The organism is Mycolicibacterium wolinskyi, from assembly GCF_002101965.1.
Taxonomy (GTDB): Bacteria; Actinomycetota; Actinomycetes; order Mycobacteriales; family Mycobacteriaceae; genus Mycobacterium; species Mycobacterium wolinskyi.
In genome coordinates this window covers 131092-147416 of the sequence record NZ_LQQA01000034.1, presented here as the reverse complement: position 1 = coordinate 147416, position 16325 = coordinate 131092, and the positions used below count along the sequence as shown (strand labels likewise).

Sequence of the window (16325 nt, the reverse complement as noted above, 5' to 3'; positions counted from 1 at the left end):
GGTCAGTGCAGCACCGCCCGACCGATGAGGAAGACGACGAAGAGACCGAACAGCCCGAAGAACGGGGTTCCGAAGACGTTCTTGTCGCGCATCGCGCCGTAGACCATCGCTCCGCCGGTGGTCAGCAGTACGACGACGATGCCGATGACCACGGTGAGGATGGCGGCTTCTTCGTGGTAGCTCGCGTCGCACGCCTCGTCATGGCACGCGTCGGTGGACATCCCGAACGCGAGCGCAGCGATCATGAACTCGATGTACGCAACGGGCAGGAGCAGCACAAACAGCACGAAACCCGCGATGTTCCAGCCGCTCACCGATCGCTCGGACATTTATCGATCGTAGTTGTCGGTGGTGCTGCGTAAGCTCACGAATGTGACCGTCCTCGCACACCGCCTCGACGACGACAGTCCGGCCGATGCCTTCCTGGCCGACGCCCAGCGCTACCGGCGTGAGCTGCTTGCCCACTGCTATCGGATGACCGGTTCGCTGCACGACGCCGAGGATCTGGTGCAGGAGACGTACCTGCGCGCATGGAAGTCGTACAAGGGCTTTCAGGGCAAGTCCTCGGTGCGCACGTGGCTGTACCGCATCGCCACCAACACCTGCCTGACCTCGCTCGAGGGCCGTCAACGCCGGCCCTTGCCGTCCGGCCTTGGCACGCCGAGTTCGGCGGGCGCCGACGAGATCGCCGAGCACCACGAGGTGCCTTGGCTGGAGCCCCTCCCCGACGACTCGACCGATCCCTCCAACATCGTCGGGTCGCGCGAATCGGTGCGGCTCGCGTTCGTGGCCGCATTGCAGCACCTGTCACCGCGGCAACGCGCGGTTCTGGTGATGCGCGAGGTGCTGCAGTGGAAGGCCGCCGAGGTCGGCGACGCGATCGGTGCGTCGACGGCCGCGGTCAACAGCCTCTTACAGCGGGCGCGGGCCCAACTCGACGCGGTCGGCCCCACCGAGGACGACAAGATCGAGCCACCGGACTCGGCCGAGGCGCAGGATCTGCTGAGCCGCTACATCTCGGCGTTCGAGGCCTACGACGTCGACAGGCTGGTCGAGTTGTTCACCGCGGAGGCGATCTGGGAGATGCCGCCGTTCGACACGTGGTACCGCGGCCCGCAGGCCATCGGCGATCTGACCCGCCACAAGTGCCCGGCCGAGAAGGCCGGCGACATGCGGTTCATCCGGACGACGGCCAACGGGCAGCCCGCGGCGGCGCTCTACATGCTCAACCGGGAGACCGGCACGCACGAGGCCTTCCAGATCCACGTCCTCGACATCACGCCCGACGGCATCTCCCACGTGGTGGCGTTCATGGAGCAGTCGCTGTTCGAGAAGTTCGGGTTGCCTGCCGCGCTCTGACGGGCAGTGGGCTAGCCGCGGGCGAGCGCAGCACCGAATTCCATCAGCCGCTCCATCTGAGCGAGGCCGTGTTCGTGACGTGACTTGTTGAACGTCAGGTACGAGTACCGGGGTTCGCTTTCTGTCACGGTGGTCTGAATCGTCTTCTTGAGCCGCGAGATCTGCATGTTCACATCCACGTGGCTCAGTGCCCGGGTCCCGTCATCTTCGACGATGTACTCCGCATAGACGGTCTGATCGCGCAGTTCTGACAGGTGCACAGTCCGTACCGACGATTCGAATGTCAGGTGCGGCGGAAGATCCTCGGTACCGGGACAGTGCGCGTCACAGCCGTGCCACATGATCAGGCGTTGCCCATCGGTCACTGCCACCTCTTGCCAGAGTGACGTGCCCCAGTCATATTCCATGCGGTTGTCGCTGAGGACGAACGACGTGACCGCGTCGAGGTCGACGAACGACTCCAGCCTGGCGAGCGCGACATCGGCGTCACGCGTTCCGATCATCACCGCGTCGCGAAGGCGCGAGTAGCTTGCCCAGTCGAATTCGTCAGACATGTGTGGCCATCAACTTTCCGAACTGCATGAGCCGCTGCGCCTGGGCGACGCCGCCATCACTGTGCGATTTGCTGAACACAAAGTCCTCAGAATGGAACTCCGTTTTCTCCGGTGTCCTTGCCTTGGTGTAGTCGGTGCTTCCCACGTAAATCCTGAGTTCCACACTGTGCAGGGCTCTGCGCTGGCCATCGACGCGATAGTTCGCATCGAGCGACACGTCGTAGATCCAAGACAACGGGATGACGCGGATCGCGGACTCGAACAACGTCGCTGCCGGCTCGTCGTCATCATCGTCGTCAAAGCCGTCGCCATCGTCGTCAGCAAACAGGTCATCACCCATCCACAGGATCAGGCGGCGGCCGTCGGTGATCGCGATCTCCTGATAGAGCACCTCTCGGCCGTCGCGCTGCTTGGTGAACCGGTCCATCGTGAAACCCTGTATGGCGTCGAGGTCAACGACGCCACGCAGGGCTTCCATCGCCATCTGGGGGTCCCGCAGGTAGACCGCGGCCGCTTCCTGGAGTTGCTGATACGGCGCCCAGTCGCCACCTGACTCGGCCACCTAGCCCGCCCCGCCCCGCGACGGCGTCAGAGATTTGCCCAACATGGCCGTAGTGTCTATCACACAGGACCAAACATCCAAATCGGGGTTTGCTCGGCGACCGTCAGCCGTTGTTGTACGCAGCCTGCAGTTTGGCGATGTCGAACTTGCCCATGGTGGACATCACTGCGGCCATCAACCGCTCCTCGCCCGCGGCGTCACCCTTGCCGAGCAAGTCGTAGTACTCGGTCGGAGTGATCTGCCACGACAACCCGAACTTGTCCTTGAGCCAGCCGCACGGTTGTTCCTGCCCACCCTCGACGAGGGCGGCCCAGAGCCGGTCGAGCTCATCCTGTCCGGTCACCCGCACCTCCAGCGAAACCGCCTCGGTGAATTTGAACTGCGGGCCACCGTTGATACCGACGAACCGCTGCCCGGCGAGTTCGAACTCGACGACCAACGGCACATCCTGCGGGGACGGCGAATTGGGTTGTGCGGCGATCGTGTTGGTGATCCGGCCGTTTCCACCGAAGGCGGCGATGTAGTGCTCGGCGGCTTGTTCGGCCTCACGGTCGAACCACAGATTGGGGACGATGCTGGCGTTGATTTCGGTCATGGTGGATAGACCGAGCGCGGTCGCATTATTCATCGCCGAGTGCCCAGTGATGCCACGCGAACCAACTTCCACTTATCATCACAGCCCACTCGACAGAAGAACAGCAAGCAAACAAACTCGCAGGTAGATGACCGGCCCTAGACAATTTTGCAACGTGTTCTATTATCGCAATCCATGAAGACCAAGGGCGCCCTGCTGTGGGAACTCAATTCGCCGTTCAAGGTCGACGAGATCGATCTCGGTGACCCCGTCGCCGACGAGGTGCAGATCCGGATGCATGCCGCGGGCATGTGCCACTCCGACTACCACATCACCACAGGCGCCACGCCCATCGGCTTGCCCGCACTGGGCGGCCATGAAGGTGCGGGCGTGGTCACGAAGGTCGGCAAGAACGTCACGGGCATCGAGGAGGGCGACCACGTCATCCTCGCGTTCATCCCGGCATGCGGCGTGTGTCCGCCGTGTCTGAAGGGCTTCCGTTCGCTGTGTGACCGGGGCGCGGTCCTGCTCGGCGGCAAGGCGATCGCCGACGGCAGGAGCCGCATCCACGCCGGCAGCCATGAAGTCTCGCCGATGAACCTGCTCGGCACGTTCGCGCCGTACATGACCGTGCACAAGGACTCGGTCGTCAAGATCGACAAGGATGTGCCGTTTGAGACCGCGGCGATCATGGGCTGTGCGGTGCCGACCGGATTCGGTTCGGCCACCAACGTCGCCGATGTGAAGCCCGGCGAGACGGTCATCATCGTCGGCGTCGGCGGCATCGGCATGAGCGCGCTGCAGGGCGCGGTCATCTCGGGCGCCAAGCACGTCATTGCGATCGACCCGAACGAATGGAAGCGCGAGCAGGCCCTCAAGTTCGGCGCGACGCACGTCTACCCGTCGATGGCCGAGGCCATCGCGCCGATCATCGACGTCACCTACGGCTTGATGGGCGACAAGGTGATCATCGCGGTCGGTGAGATGAAGGGCGAGTACATCGAAGAGGCCCTGATCCTGACCGCCAAGACCGGCACCTGCGTGGTGACGGGCATGGGGTCGATGATGGACGCCGACGTCAAGCTCAACCTGTTCCTGTTCACGATGTTGCAGAAGACGTTGAAGGGCAACATCTTCGGCGGCGGCAGCAGCCACGTCGAGACTCCGCGCCTGGTCGCGCTCTACAAGTCGGGCCTGCTCAACATCGACGACATGATCACCCGGACCTACAAGCTCGAGGACATCAACCAGGGCTACCAGGACATGTTGGACGGCAACAACATTCGCGGTGTGATCCGCTTCGACGAGTCGGACTGGTAAGTCTCAGCGCGACAGACCCGTCAGCCGGGCCATGGCATCGAATCCGTCGTCGGTGCCCGGCCAGTGCGCTCGGACCGCGTCGACCCCGGCGTGGCGCACGACGCTGCGCAGCACCCAGGTGACGATGATGGCGTCGTCGGCGTACCCGAGGACGGGGATGAAATCGGGGATCAGGTCGATCGGCACCGCCAGATAGACAACCAACAGCGCCAGCCGGATCCGCACGCCGCGAGGTAGCGACTTGTCGGCCGCGAGGCGCGGGATGAGGCGCAGCAGGTCGGGCAGTAGCCGCACCGCTTCGGTGAGCAGATTGCCGCGTGGGCGCATGAGGAGTAGGGCAATGACCAGAACCACCCAGCTCAGCAGCAGGGCGACGGCCAAGCCGATCAGCGCGTCGACCCACCAGGCATCGGCCATGTGACGATCATGGCCGATACCCGGCGGGTGCACGAATTACTTGGGTGGCATCCGAATGCCGCCGTCGACGCGGACGACCTCGGCATTCATGTACGAGTTGGTGATCAGCTCGATGACCATCGACGCGAGTTCCTCGGGCTTGCCGAGGCGGTGCGGGAAGAGCACGGACTCGCCGAGCTTGGCCTTGAACGCTTCGGACGCCTCGCCCTCGCCGTAGATCGGGGTGTCGATGAGTCCGGGGGCCACGGTGTTGACCCGGATGCCGACCGCCGACAGATCGCGGGCAACGGGGAGCGTCAGGCCGACGACGCCGCCCTTGGACGACGAGTAGGCGGCCTGACCGATCTGGCCGTCGAAGGCCGCTACGCTGGTCATGTTGACGATCGCGCCCCGCTCGCCGGTGTCGGTGAGCTCGTTGCGGCTCATCGCGGTCGCCGCCAGCCGGATGCAGTCGAAGGTGCCGACCAGGTTGATCGCGAGCACCTTCTTGTAGGCGTCCAGGTTGTGCGCCGACGCGAATTCGCCGTCCTTGCCGATGGTGCGCTGGGCCCAGCCGATGCCTGCCGAGTTCACCAGGGCACGCAGCGGACCGAGTTCGGTGGCCTTATTGACCGCGGCCTCGATCTGGGCGGTGTCGGTGACGTCGACGCTGACGAACGCGCCGCCGATCTCCTTGGCGAGGGCCTCGCCCTTTTCCGCCTGCAGGTCAGCCACGACGACGCGGGCTCCCTTGGCAGCCAACTGGCGGGCGGATGCCGCGCCGATACCTGACGCGCCACCGGTGACGATTGCGCTAGCTCCATTGATATCCACGACGACAGATTAGGCGTCAATCGACCGGTTGGTCAGCCCACCCCGTCGGTAGGCTGGGCGGCATGACCCCGACCGTCGATATCCGACGCGCCGACGACCGCGGTGTCACCACCACAGACTGGCTACAGTCACGGCATTCCTTCTCGTTCGGCGACTACTACGATCCGGCCAACACCCATCACGGCCTGCTCCTGGTCAACAACGACGACATCGTCTCGCCCGCCGCGGGCTTCGACACCCACCCGCACCGTGACATGGAGATCGTCACGTGGGTGCTGGACGGCGAACTGGCGCACAAAGATTCGATGGGCAACTCGGGGGTGATCTATCCCGGCCTGGCGCAGCGGATGTCGGCGGGCACCGGGGTGCAGCATTCGGAGAAGAACGGGTCGTCAAGCGAGCCGGTGCATTTCGTGCAGATGTGGGTGCTGCCCGATCAGGCCGGGGTGACGCCGGGCTACCAGCAGCAGGAGATCGACCTCGGTAATACCCTGACTCCGATCGCGTCGGGCGCCGTCGACGCGGCCGTGACACTGCACAACCGCAACGCCACGCTGCACGGCGCACGCCTGCAGCCGGGCGACTCCGTGGAACTGCCGCACGCCCGCTTCGTGCACCTCTTCGTCGCCCGCGGCGACGTGACTCTCGAGGGCTCCGGTGCGCTCTCGGGTGGCGATGCCGCCCGGCTCACCGACTCGGGCGGCCAACGGATCGTCGCCGACGACAACGCCGAGATCTTGGTCTGGGAGATGCATGCGAGTCTCGCTGGGGCGTAGAGCATTTGCCGTGGCTGCCGCGGTTGCGCTGACCGCGTGCGGTACGAACACCGGCAATCCACCCCCGCCGGCACCGCCGACCACGACGACGACGGCGGCACAGCCCCCGACGGGCTTGGCTCCGGCCACCGTGCGGGTACCCGCCGAACTGGCCGAGGCACCGCTCGACGAACCGCGCCAGGCGCTGATCCCCACCGGCTGGACGATCGAGGTCATCGCCCGCATCCCGAAGGCGAGGATGCTGACGTGGGCACCCGACGGCGCGCTGCTGGTATCCGTCCCGAGCACCGGGCAGGTCCTGAAAGTGCGCCCCGAACAGCAGACAGTGCTGGAGGGGCTCGACCAACCGCACGGGCTGCTGTTCGCGGGCTCGACGCTGTACGTCGCCGAGAGCGATCAGATCGACGCGTACGACTATGTCGACGGCAGGGCCGTGAACCGCCGCACCATCGCGGGCGATCTCCCCGACGCCAAGAGCCCCGACTTACACGGCGCGTATGCCCACGCCCTCAAGAGCGTGGTGGTGGGAAGCGATGGCGCGGTGTACTTCTCGATCGGCTCGACGGGCAACATCTCCGCCGAGGATCGCACGGCCGATCCGCCGCGCGCGACGATCATGCGGGTGCCGCCGGGCGGCGGGCCGCCGGAGCCGTTCGCCACGGGCGTGCGTAACGGAACCGGCCTGGCGTTCGCCCCGGACGGCTCGCTGTGGACCGCGGTCAACAACCGGGACAACGTCGCCGACCCGGAGGGCCGCGTCGTGCAGTCTTACGTCGACGAACATCCGCCGGAATCGATCGCGAGACTGACCCTGGGACGCGAATTGGGCTGGCCGTACTGCAATCCCGACGGCGCACCGCCCGCCGCCTTCATCCGCGACGTGCAGACCAACCCCGACGGCAGCCGCATGGACTGTGCCGCACTGGAACCGGTCGAGCAGACCCTCGGTGCCCACTCGGCTCCGCTGGGTATGGCTTTCGGCGAGCTACCGGAGCCGTTCGGCCGCGGCGCGCTCGTCGGGGTGCACGGCTCGTGGAACCGTGAGTCACCGCGCGAGCCCGAGGTGTCGTTCTTCGCTTGGCGCGACGGCACATTGGGCCCACAGCAGACATTGGTCGGCGGCTTCCAAGCCGACAACGGCCTGCGTTGGGGCCGCCCGGTCGCGGCAGTCACCGGCCCGGACGGCGCGGTGTACATCAGCGACGACTTCGCCGGCGCGGTGTATCGGCTCGCACCGCCGTGATGAGGAGGAATGACGAACTGTGTCTGCTACGGTCGACGACTACTCGTGGTGGAGCTCCTGGCGTCCGGCGTGGGCGGAAGCGCACTGTGTGACGCTGGTCAGTGACATCACGCCGGATCACCTAGTCGGCGCACTGGCCGCTGATCGGCTGACCGAAGTGCCTGGCATCGACGCCCTCTACGCGCATGTTGTCGAGGGTTGGCCCGACGACTATGACCCGTCGCGGGCCATGGTCGGCATCGCCGGTATCGATGGCGGATGGTCCTTGATCGCCGAGATCAACGGCTACGCCGGCGTCACGGAGAGCGTGATCGAGCCCGTGTCCGGTAACAGAACCGTCGTCTCGCACTTCCGCAATGTCAACGCTGTGCACCGGTTTCACTGGTGGCGCGATGGCCGGTTGCTGGTCGATTTCGATCTGCTGTTTCCGACCGAGCGGTTCGGAGCCGAGCCCGACGCGCTGCTCGACGACATCCGTGGCGTCGGGATACCGCTGGATGCCGATCCGGCTCACATCGCCGACGTCGACCTCAGCGCGGCAGGCTTCGCGCTCGCGCAGCGGATCACCGGCGTCGCCTGTACACCCACGCTGTTCGAGAACAGCCGCTTCGTCGTCGCGACCGTGGCCATAACCGAGTAGACGTACGATCGCCGATGTGGCCGACCAACAGCTGCGTGATCTGAAGCTGCTGCGCCGGGTACGCGACCGGATCGACCGGGAGTACGCGCAGCCGTTGAATCTCGAAGCGCTCGCGCGCGGGGTGAACATGTCAGCCGGACACCTGTCGCGCCAGTTCAAGGCCGCCTATGGCGAATCGCCGTATTCCTATTTGATGACCCGCCGTATCGAGCGGGCGATGGCCCTGCTGCGGCGCGGCGACATGTCGGTCACCGAGGTGTGCTTCGCGGTCGGCTGTTCGTCGTTGGGCACGTTCAGCACGCGCTTCACCGAACTCGTCGGCGTGCCGCCGAGCGTGTACCGCCGCGACGCCACCGATGTGACCGCAGGCATCCCGTCCTGCCTCGCCAAACAGGTCACCAGACCGATCAGGAATCGAGAAGCCTCGGTCTCCGGCTCGCCGCTAGCGTGACCGGCATGGAAATCACGATCAACGCAAGCTTCCTGCCCCACACCGACCCTGAGGAGTCCCTGGCGTTCTATCGCGATGCCCTCGGCTTCGAGGTCCGCAAGGACGTCGGCTACGAGGACACGCGCTGGATCACCGTCGGACCCGCGGGCCGCCCCGACATGAACATCGTCCTGACTCCACCCGCCGCCGACCCCGGCATCACCGACGACGAGCGCCGCGTGATCGCCGAGATGATGGCCAAGGGAACCTACGCGAGCATCATGCTCGCGACCAGCGATGTCGACGGCCTGTTCGAGAAAGTTCAGGCCAGCGGCGCCGAAGTGATGCAGGAGCCGACCGACCAGCCGTGGGGCGCCCGCGACTGCGCGTTTCGCGACCCCGCGGGCAACACCGTCCGAATCCAGGAGCTGCCCTGAATGACGCATGCCGCCGACAGTCACGATCTGATCCGGGTCACCGGAGCCCGCGAGAACAACCTCAAAGACGTCAGCATCGAGCTGCCGAAGCGTCGGCTGACGGTGTTCACCGGGGTGTCCGGCTCCGGTAAGAGCTCACTGGTGTTCGACACGATCGCCGCGGAATCCCAACGGCTCATCAACGAGACCTACAGCGCGTTCGTGCAGGGCTTCATGCCGAACCTGGCGCGTCCCGAGGTGGACGTGCTGGAGGGGCTGACGACGGCGATCATCGTGGACCAGCAGCGCATGGGCGCCGACCCGCGGTCGACCGTCGGCACCGCGACCGACACCGGCGCGATGTTGCGAATCCTGTTCAGCCGCTTGGGGAAACCTCATATCGGTTCGCCGCAGGCATTCTCGTTCAACGTCGCATCGGTCAGCGGAGCCGGCGCCGTTTCGTTCGAGAAGGGCGGACGCACGGTCAAGGAGCGCCGCGAGTTCAACGTCGTCGGCGGGATGTGCCCGCGGTGTGAAGGCCGCGGCGCGGTCAACGACATCGACCTGACCGCGCTGTACGACGACACGAAGTCGCTCAACGAGGGTGCGTTGACCATCCCGGGTTTCAGCATGGAGGGCTGGTACGGCCGGATCTTCAACGGCTGCGGGTTCTTCGATCCGGACAAACCGATCAACAAGTTCACGAAGAAGGAACTGGACGCGCTTCTGTACAAGGAGGCGACGAAACTCAAGATCGACGGCGTCAACCTGACCTATCTGGGGTTGATCCCGCAGATCCAGAAGTCGTTCCTGTCCAAGGACGTCGAGGCCATGCAGCCGCATATTCGCGCCTTCGTGGAGCGTGCCGTCACGTTCACGACGTGCCCGGAATGCGACGGCACTCGGCTGTCGGAGACCGCGAGATCGTCGAAGATCAAGGGCGTCAACATCGCCGATGCATGCGCCATGCAGATCACCGACCTCGCGCAGTGGATCGGAAGCCTCGACAAGAAGGCCGAGGCGAAGTCCGTCGCGCCGCTGCTGACCGCCCTGCAGCACACCCTCGACTCGTTCGTCGAAATCGGGCTCGGTTACCTGTCTCTCGACCGGCCGGCCGGCACGCTGTCCGGCGGTGAAGCGCAGCGCGTCAAGATGATCCGTCATCTCGGGTCCGCGCTCACCGATGTCACCTACGTCTTCGACGAGCCGACGATCGGTCTGCATCCCCATGACATCGCGCGGATGAACAACCTGCTGCTGCAACTGCGCGACAAGGGCAATACGGTCCTGGTCGTCGAGCACAAGCCCGAGACCATCGCCATCGCCGATCACGTCGTCGACCTCGGACCGGGCGCGGGCACGGCAGGCGGTGAGGTCGTGTTCGAAGGCACCGTGGCCGGTCTGCGGGAGAGCGACACGGTCACCGGCCGCCATCTGGGCTACCGGGCGACACTCAAGGATTCGGTGCGGGAAAGCAACGGCGCGTTGGAGGTTCGCGGCGCGGGCACGCACAACCTGCGAAACGTCGACGTCGACATCCCGCTCGGCGTGCTGGTCGTCATCACGGGCGTGGCAGGTTCCGGCAAGAGCTCGTTGATCGACGGCTCGGTGGCCGGACGCGACGGCGTGGTGTCGATCGACCAGAGCCCGATCCGCGGTTCCCGGCGCAGCAATCCGGCCACCTACACCGGGCTGCTCGACCCGATCCGCAAGGCGTTCGCGAAGGCCAACGGCGTCAAACCCGCTCTCTTCAGCTCGAATTCGGAAGGCGCCTGCCCGGCCTGCAACGGCGCCGGGATCATCTACACCGAACTGGGTGTCATGGCCACGGTGGAATCCACGTGCGAGGAGTGCGAAGGCAAACGATTCCAGCCGTCGGTGCTGGAGTACACGCTCGGCGGCCGCAACATCGCCGAAGTGCTCGCCATGCCGGTTCACGAAGCGACGGGATTCTTCGCCGACGGGGATGCGAAAGTACCTGCCGCGCAGAAGATTCTGGAACGCATGGCCGACGTCGGGCTCGGCTACCTGACTCTCGGCCAGCCGCTCACCACGCTGTCGGGCGGCGAACGGCAACGCCTCAAACTGGCGGCGCAGATGGCAGACAAGGGGGAAATCTACATCCTCGACGAGCCCACCACGGGATTGCATCTCGCCGATGTCGACCAGCTACTCGCACTACTGGACCGGCTCGTGGACTCCGGAAAATCGGTCATCGTCATCGAGCATCATCAAGCGGTGATGGCGCACGCCGACTGGATCATCGATCTCGGGCCGGGCGCCGGGCACGACGGTGGGCGGGTCGTGTTCGAGGGCACCCCTGCTCAGCTCGTCGACAAACGCGCGACACTCACCGGTGAACATCTGGCTGAATACGTCGGCAGCTAACTGCGTTTCGCACGGTCGGCAAAGTCGGGACCACCCCGATGCGCAACCGTGACTGCTCTGTTACGTATGTTGACAGAGTTACCTGTGTGGTTATTGTGTAATCCGTGCCTGGGCTGGCAAAGCTGCTGCGACGTGTGATAGCGGGTACCGCTATCTTCTCGTTGTGTGCCGCCGTCGGTACGAGCGGACCGCCGGCAGCCAAGGCGGAGGATGCCAAAGCCCTGCTGCTGGGTGCGATCGCCAACACCAAGGGTTCCTACCTCGTCTACAACTTCGGCGGTCAGTTCGCCGCACCCTTTCTGACCGCCGACGGCCGCGCGTACACCCTCAACGGCGGCGGTCATCTGATGACCATCAAGAACGCTTCGACCCGGCTGAATCCGCGACTGCTGGTCGACACTCACCAGGGTTATCAGTCGCGCTGTGAGCGCACCCCTGGTGCGCGCACCGGTGAGGGCCTCTGGCAAGCGTCGGAAACCTATGCGCCCCTTGCCGCTTGGCAGGTTCTGGGGCAACCGATCATGGCGGTCAATGCCAACTTCTTCGATGTGCGCGGCCAACGGGGCGGGTCGTGGCGCGACACGAAATGCAGTTCGCCGCTGGGCGCTTATGTCGACAACACCCGTGGCCAGGGCCGTGCCAACGTCGCGGTGACCGGCACGCTGGCCTACGCGGGCAAGCAGGGCCTGTCCGGAGGTAATGAACACTGGTCGGCGCTGGCCACCATGATCCTTCCGGTGGGCGGCGCACCGTACGTGATAATGCCCAAGGGCGACAACGACTATGACGCGGCCTCGCCGGAGATTCAGCGGCTCCTCGATCGCGGTGCCAGGTTCGTCGCAGTGGCCGGGATCGGTTTGTTGGCGCCGGGTGAAACCGGTCAACTCAACGACAACGGCCCGAGCGCTGCCCGCACCGCAGTCGGCTACAACCGGGGCAACGATCAGCTCTACGTCTTCCAGGGCGGCAGTTACACACCCGACAACATGCAGGATCTGTTCCGCGGACTGGGCGCCGACAACGCGGTGTTGCTCGACGGCGGCGGCTCGTCGGCGATCGTGCTACGCCGCGACACCGGCGGCATGTGGAGCGGCGCGGGCTCGCCACGCGGTAATTGCGACACGCGTCAGGTGTTGTGCGATTCCGGTGAGCGCGCGTTGCCCAGCTGGCTCGCCTTCACCTGACGCCGCCCGGCATCAGTTCAGGAGGTCGTGGGCGAGCACGGCCTGGGGTACGTCCAAGAGCTGGATGCGCTTGGGGAGACCGGGGTGACGCAGCTCGAAGAGCCGCTCCTGCCATTGCGGATCGTCCAGGCGATGACTGCCAAGGTGCGTCAACGTCGCACCGGCCGGTAGACCGCCGAACCCCGATGACACCGTGGTGCCCGATATCAGGGTCTGGCCACCGTGGGCGACATCGCACAGCTTCGCGGCTCCATCCGCGACACTGTGCACGCCGATGCACAACGAAAACGGGTCTGTCGGTGCCAATTGCAGGGCCAGGGCGCAGGACAGCGCGTCCGACGCGCAGCCGAAGGTCGCGACGAAACCCTCGGTATTGTCGAGGCCTGAGCGAAGGATGCCGTCGTTCAGCGCGATGAGGTGGACCGCGGTCGTACGCAACCACGGGAGCGCGGCCGCCATGTCGTCCGGCTGCGTTTGCCACAGCCGGGCCGAACCCTCGGCACCCGCCATCAACGTCACCGCTCCGGTTGGCAGCTTCACGGTCACACCCAGGTCGCTTCAGTCATTTTCGTCGGTCCACGAGTTCAGCTAACACATTGCAGAACGCCAGCGTAACCGCTTCGGAGATGGCCCGCGGCCGCCGTCACACCTTTGGGCTGAACTGTCAACCCCGTTGCGACACAGGCAGGTTGCTAACTCACGGACACCCTGCCGTTATCGGCTTGAATGCCCACGTGACACCCTGGGCCGGAATTTGCTAATAACGCTTGGCATTCACTCAGGCTTCAAGCCACAGGTCGACACCCTCGGCGGTGAAGATGTACAACAACGTGCTCCACGTGTCGTCTCCGAGGGCGGTCTTGACCTGTTTGTAGGAGGTCATGACGAATCTGAACCCGCCATCGTCGGGAGTCCCGAAGCCACCGCGCAGGCAGTCCGCGAGCGCATCCAGGTTGGAGCCGAAGTAGCCGCCGTCACCGTTGACCGCCCGGCCGATCTCGGTGAAGAAATCCGCCTTCGATGCGACCTTCGCCCCGTCGATCCGATACGTCTTCACATGCCTCCGATCAGGCAGAACGACTCGTAATGATCCCCGGTGTAGTAGTACTCCGCCGGATCGTCCAACGGCTTGCCCCCGGTGACGATCCGGCGCTTGCCACGGTGGCTCAGCCCGGGCGTCGGAACGGTGTACTCGCGGTAGTAGCCCCGCTCATGCGCGGGCAACCGGCCTTCGAAGTTGCCGAACACCACGCCGTCGTTGCGTGGGTACGGGAATGGGCCACCGGCTTCGATGAGCTCGACCGTTTCGGCGGCCTGCGGTGGCAAGGTGTCGAGGCTGCAGGTCCCGTCTGCCGCGGCGGTGTCCGTCCCGGACTCACAGCCGACGACGACCGCGCACAGCACCGCTGCCAGGCCGGTGCCGATCCTTCGCCGCATCGCCACGACGCTAGCAACAAATGCCCGGGATCCACAGAGTCCCGTGGGACCATCGGTACTTGAGTGAATAGAGTTACCACATCCTCGGACGTCACCTCCCGCCGCGACAGCACCGTGAGTGGACGGGAGTACCTGTCTCGCAAACAGTTTCGGCCCGACATCGAAGGTCTGCGGGCGGTGGCCGTGGTGGCCGTCGTACTTTTCCATGCGGGGGTGCCGGGGCTGCACGGCGGCTTCATCGGCGTCGACGTGTTCTTCGTCGTATCGGGCTTTCTCATCACCGGACTGCTGTGGCGCGAAGCGTCGCGCACCGGAACGATAAAACTGACGAAGTTCTATGCCGCGCGCGCCCGACGCCTGCTACCGGCTGCGGCTGTCGTCCTCGTCGCGACATCGGTCGCGGCAGCCGTGCTGCTGCCGCCGTTGCAGGCACGCAGTGTCTTGGGCGACACCATCGCCAGCGCGCTCTACGTCGGCAACTACCGATTCGCCGCCGAGGGCACCGACTACCTCGCAGCGGACACCCCGCCATCACCGCTGCAGCACTACTGGTCGCTCGGGGTGGAAGAGCAGTTCTACCTGCTGTGGCCGGCGTTGATTCTCGGTATCGCCTGGCTGTTGACCCGCCGCGGCCGCGACGCGGGGTCCGCACTGCCCTACGTCGGGGTGCTGGCAGTCGTCGCGGGCGCCTCGTTGGTCCTGTCGCTGACGTGGACGCGCACCATGCCGGCGTGGGCGTTCTTCTCCCTGCCTACCCGGGCGTGGGAGCTGGCCGTGGGTGGTCTGATCGCGTTGACCGCCGCAAACTGGCGCACGCTGCCACCGGTCTGCGCCGCCGTCATCGGCTGGGGCGGCTTGGCGTTGATCGTCGTGACATGCACCCAGATCGGCGAGTCGACGCCGTACCCGGGCACCGCGGCGCTGTTGCCGGTCCTCGGTACCGCACTGGTGATCGGCGCCGGGTGCGCGACGCCCGACCTCGGCGTGGGCCGACTGCTGGCAAAACCCCTGATGCGCTCGATCGGCCGCGTGTCGTATTCGTGGTACCTATGGCATTGGCCCGCCTTGTTGTTGGCCCCGGCGCTGTTTCGCACCGAGCTCGGCGTGGCCGGCCGCTTGGCGATGGTGGTGATGGCCCTCGGGCTGGCGATCCTGACGCTGCATCTGATCGAGAACCCGGCCCGGTTCGCGGCCGCGCTGCGGGCGTCGGCCTGGCGCAGCCTGGCGGTGGGAGCCACCGCGACGGCGGCGGCGGTGTGTGCCGGCCTGGTGTTGTTGGCGATTCGTCCGGTGCCGACCGGTTCGGGTCCGGCCGCGGTGCCCGTGGCCGCGGTCGCGGCGCCGGCGTCGCCTCAACAGCGGGTGCTTACGCCGCAGGAGCAGTTGCGTGCCGCGGTCGCGGCATCAGCGGATCTGCGGGCCGTTCCCTCGAATCTGTCGCCACCGCTTGACAACATCACGAAACCTGAGCCATTCGTCGACGGGTGCGTGGTGTCGTGGAAAGACGTCGCACAGCCGGAATGTGTGTCCGGCGATGCCGATTCGACGACGACGGTTGCGCTGATCGGAGATTCGCACGCCGCGATGTGGCAGCCGGCGCTGGAACCGGTTGCGCAGCAGAACGGTTGGCGGCTGGAGACCATGGCCAAGGTCACGTGCCCATTGATGAAGTTGCCGATCTTCAGTCCCTACCTCGGCCGGGAGTTCACCGAGTGCAAGCAGTGGCGGGCTGCGGTACTCGCCCGAATCCAGAAGGAGCGTCCCGCACTGGTCGTGCTGGACATGGTGCGCCGCTACGGGGCCGACTTCGGCTTCGTGAGTTACGACCGAGCCTGGCTGGACGGGTTGACGGCGCTGGTGTCACAGCTGCGCGGAACGGGCGCCCGGGTTCTGGTGCTCGGCCCGGTCCCGGACCCGCACTCGACGGTGCCGACGTGCCTGTCCGCCCACATGGACGACGCCGCCTTCTGTACGCCGGATCGCGCGAAGGCCATGACCGACAATGGCATTGCCGCCGAGGAGGCGGCCGTGCGGGCAGGCGGCGGCCAGTATGCGAATCTGAGCGAGTTCTTCTGTACGGACACCCGCTGCCCGGTGATCGTCGGCAACACGCTGGTGTTCTTTGACGACAACCACATCACGGCCGAGTACGCGCAACTGATGACGCCGATCATCGACCAGCTCGTGCAGGGTGCGCTCGCACGCAACTAGA

General features: G+C 65.7%; 19 protein-coding genes. 10 read left to right on the top strand and 9 right to left on the bottom strand.

Annotation, left to right across the window (positions count from 1 at the left end; translation table 11 throughout):
- Nucleotides 1-2 precede the first annotated feature (2 nt).
- Complete coding sequence (locus AWC31_RS34770; protein WP_067848689.1) at nt 3-329, bottom strand: hypothetical protein; 327 nt, start codon at nt 327-329, stop codon at nt 3-5.
- A 13-nt stretch (nt 330-342) separates the two neighbouring features.
- On the opposite strand from AWC31_RS34770, the gene AWC31_RS34765 reads away from it, so the two are divergent.
- Nucleotides 343-1359, top strand: coding sequence for a sigma-70 family RNA polymerase sigma factor (locus tag AWC31_RS34765; RefSeq protein ID WP_085150184.1), 1017 nt, complete (start codon nt 343-345; stop codon nt 1357-1359).
- A gap of 11 nt (nt 1360-1370) precedes the next feature.
- Here the strand turns inward: AWC31_RS34765 and AWC31_RS34760 are convergent, their stop codons facing one another.
- The 3 genes from AWC31_RS34760 to AWC31_RS34750 all read right to left on the bottom strand — a co-directional run bounded on the left by AWC31_RS34760 (nt 1371) and on the right by AWC31_RS34750 (nt 3070).
- Nucleotides 1371-1913 carry a hypothetical protein gene (locus tag AWC31_RS34760; RefSeq protein WP_085150182.1) on the bottom strand — a complete coding sequence of 181 codons (543 nt, stop codon included), beginning with the start codon at nt 1911-1913 and terminating at the stop codon, nt 1371-1373.
- On the bottom strand, nt 1906-2397 hold the full coding sequence (locus tag AWC31_RS34755) for a hypothetical protein (RefSeq protein ID WP_133060245.1): 492 nt from the start codon (nt 2395-2397) through the stop codon (nt 1906-1908). Before AWC31_RS34755 ends, AWC31_RS34760 begins: the two co-directional genes overlap by 8 nt.
- A 181-nt stretch (nt 2398-2578) precedes the next feature.
- A complete protein-coding gene (locus AWC31_RS34750) occupies nt 2579-3070 on the bottom strand; it encodes a VOC family protein (RefSeq protein WP_085150306.1) in 492 nt (163 codons plus the stop codon).
- 174 nt (nt 3071-3244) lie between these two features.
- Between AWC31_RS34750 and AWC31_RS34745 the strand changes: the two genes are divergently transcribed.
- A complete protein-coding gene (locus AWC31_RS34745; protein WP_085150178.1) occupies nt 3245-4369 on the top strand; it encodes an NDMA-dependent alcohol dehydrogenase in 1125 nt (374 codons plus the stop codon).
- Between the two features lie 3 nt (nt 4370-4372).
- Here AWC31_RS34745 and AWC31_RS34740 read toward each other — a convergent pair whose 3' ends face one another.
- A complete protein-coding gene (locus AWC31_RS34740; protein WP_085150176.1) occupies nt 4373-4786 on the bottom strand; it encodes a YkvA family protein in 414 nt (137 codons plus the stop codon).
- Nucleotides 4787-4822: 36 nt separating this feature from the next.
- Nucleotides 4823-5599 (bottom strand): SDR family NAD(P)-dependent oxidoreductase, encoded by a 777-nt coding sequence (locus AWC31_RS34735; protein WP_085150174.1) that lies wholly within the window; start codon nt 5597-5599, stop codon nt 4823-4825.
- Between the two features lie 62 nt (nt 5600-5661).
- Here AWC31_RS34735 and AWC31_RS34730 point away from each other — a divergent pair, with 62 nt between their 5' ends.
- The 7 genes from AWC31_RS34730 to AWC31_RS34705 all read left to right on the top strand — a co-directional run bounded on the left by AWC31_RS34730 (nt 5662) and on the right by AWC31_RS34705 (nt 12676).
- Nucleotides 5662-6375: a pirin family protein gene (locus tag AWC31_RS34730; protein WP_085150172.1), complete on the top strand. Its 714-nt coding sequence runs from the start codon at nt 5662-5664 to the stop codon at nt 6373-6375.
- Complete coding sequence (locus tag AWC31_RS34725; protein ID WP_085150170.1) at nt 6353-7618, top strand: PQQ-dependent sugar dehydrogenase; 1266 nt, start codon at nt 6353-6355, stop codon at nt 7616-7618. The genes AWC31_RS34730 and AWC31_RS34725 overlap by 23 nt, the downstream gene beginning before the upstream one ends.
- 19 nt (nt 7619-7637) lie before the next feature.
- Nucleotides 7638-8258 (top strand): DUF6461 domain-containing protein, encoded by a 621-nt coding sequence (locus AWC31_RS34720; protein ID WP_133060244.1) that lies wholly within the window; start codon nt 7638-7640, stop codon nt 8256-8258.
- Nucleotides 8259-8265: 7 nt separating this feature from the next.
- On the top strand, nt 8266-8709 hold the full coding sequence (locus AWC31_RS34715) for a helix-turn-helix transcriptional regulator (protein ID WP_110775416.1): 444 nt from the start codon (nt 8266-8268) through the stop codon (nt 8707-8709).
- Between the two features lie 5 nt (nt 8710-8714).
- The gene (locus AWC31_RS37025) at nt 8715-9125 is read left to right on the top strand and encodes a VOC family protein (RefSeq protein ID WP_110775422.1); all 411 of its coding nucleotides are present in this window, start codon (nt 8715-8717) and stop codon (nt 9123-9125) included.
- Nucleotides 9126-11492, top strand: a complete 2367-nt coding sequence (locus AWC31_RS34710; protein ID WP_110775415.1) for an ATP-binding cassette domain-containing protein — start codon at nt 9126-9128, stop codon at nt 11490-11492. It begins immediately after the preceding gene.
- A gap of 104 nt (nt 11493-11596) precedes the next feature.
- Nucleotides 11597-12676 (top strand): phosphodiester glycosidase family protein, encoded by a 1080-nt coding sequence (locus tag AWC31_RS34705; RefSeq protein WP_207626492.1) that lies wholly within the window; start codon nt 11597-11599, stop codon nt 12674-12676.
- A gap of 12 nt (nt 12677-12688) precedes the next feature.
- Here the strand turns inward: AWC31_RS34705 and AWC31_RS34700 are convergent, their stop codons facing one another.
- The 3 genes from AWC31_RS34700 to AWC31_RS34690 form a co-directional block, all read right to left on the bottom strand.
- Nucleotides 12689-13216, bottom strand: a complete 528-nt coding sequence (locus tag AWC31_RS34700; protein ID WP_234817104.1) for a LuxR family transcriptional regulator — start codon at nt 13214-13216, stop codon at nt 12689-12691.
- Nucleotides 13217-13454: 238 nt separating this feature from the next.
- Complete coding sequence (locus tag AWC31_RS34695) at nt 13455-13733, bottom strand: barstar family protein (RefSeq protein WP_067848751.1); 279 nt, start codon at nt 13731-13733, stop codon at nt 13455-13457.
- Nucleotides 13730-14113: a guanyl-specific ribonuclease gene (locus tag AWC31_RS34690; protein ID WP_067848754.1), complete on the bottom strand. Its 384-nt coding sequence runs from the start codon at nt 14111-14113 to the stop codon at nt 13730-13732. The genes AWC31_RS34695 and AWC31_RS34690 overlap by 4 nt, the downstream gene beginning before the upstream one ends.
- A gap of 114 nt (nt 14114-14227) precedes the next feature.
- Here AWC31_RS34690 and AWC31_RS34685 point away from each other — a divergent pair, with 114 nt between their 5' ends.
- Nucleotides 14228-16324 carry an acyltransferase family protein gene (locus AWC31_RS34685; protein WP_085150163.1) on the top strand — a complete coding sequence of 699 codons (2097 nt, stop codon included), beginning with the start codon at nt 14228-14230 and terminating at the stop codon, nt 16322-16324.
- Nucleotide 16325: the final 1 nt, after the last annotated feature.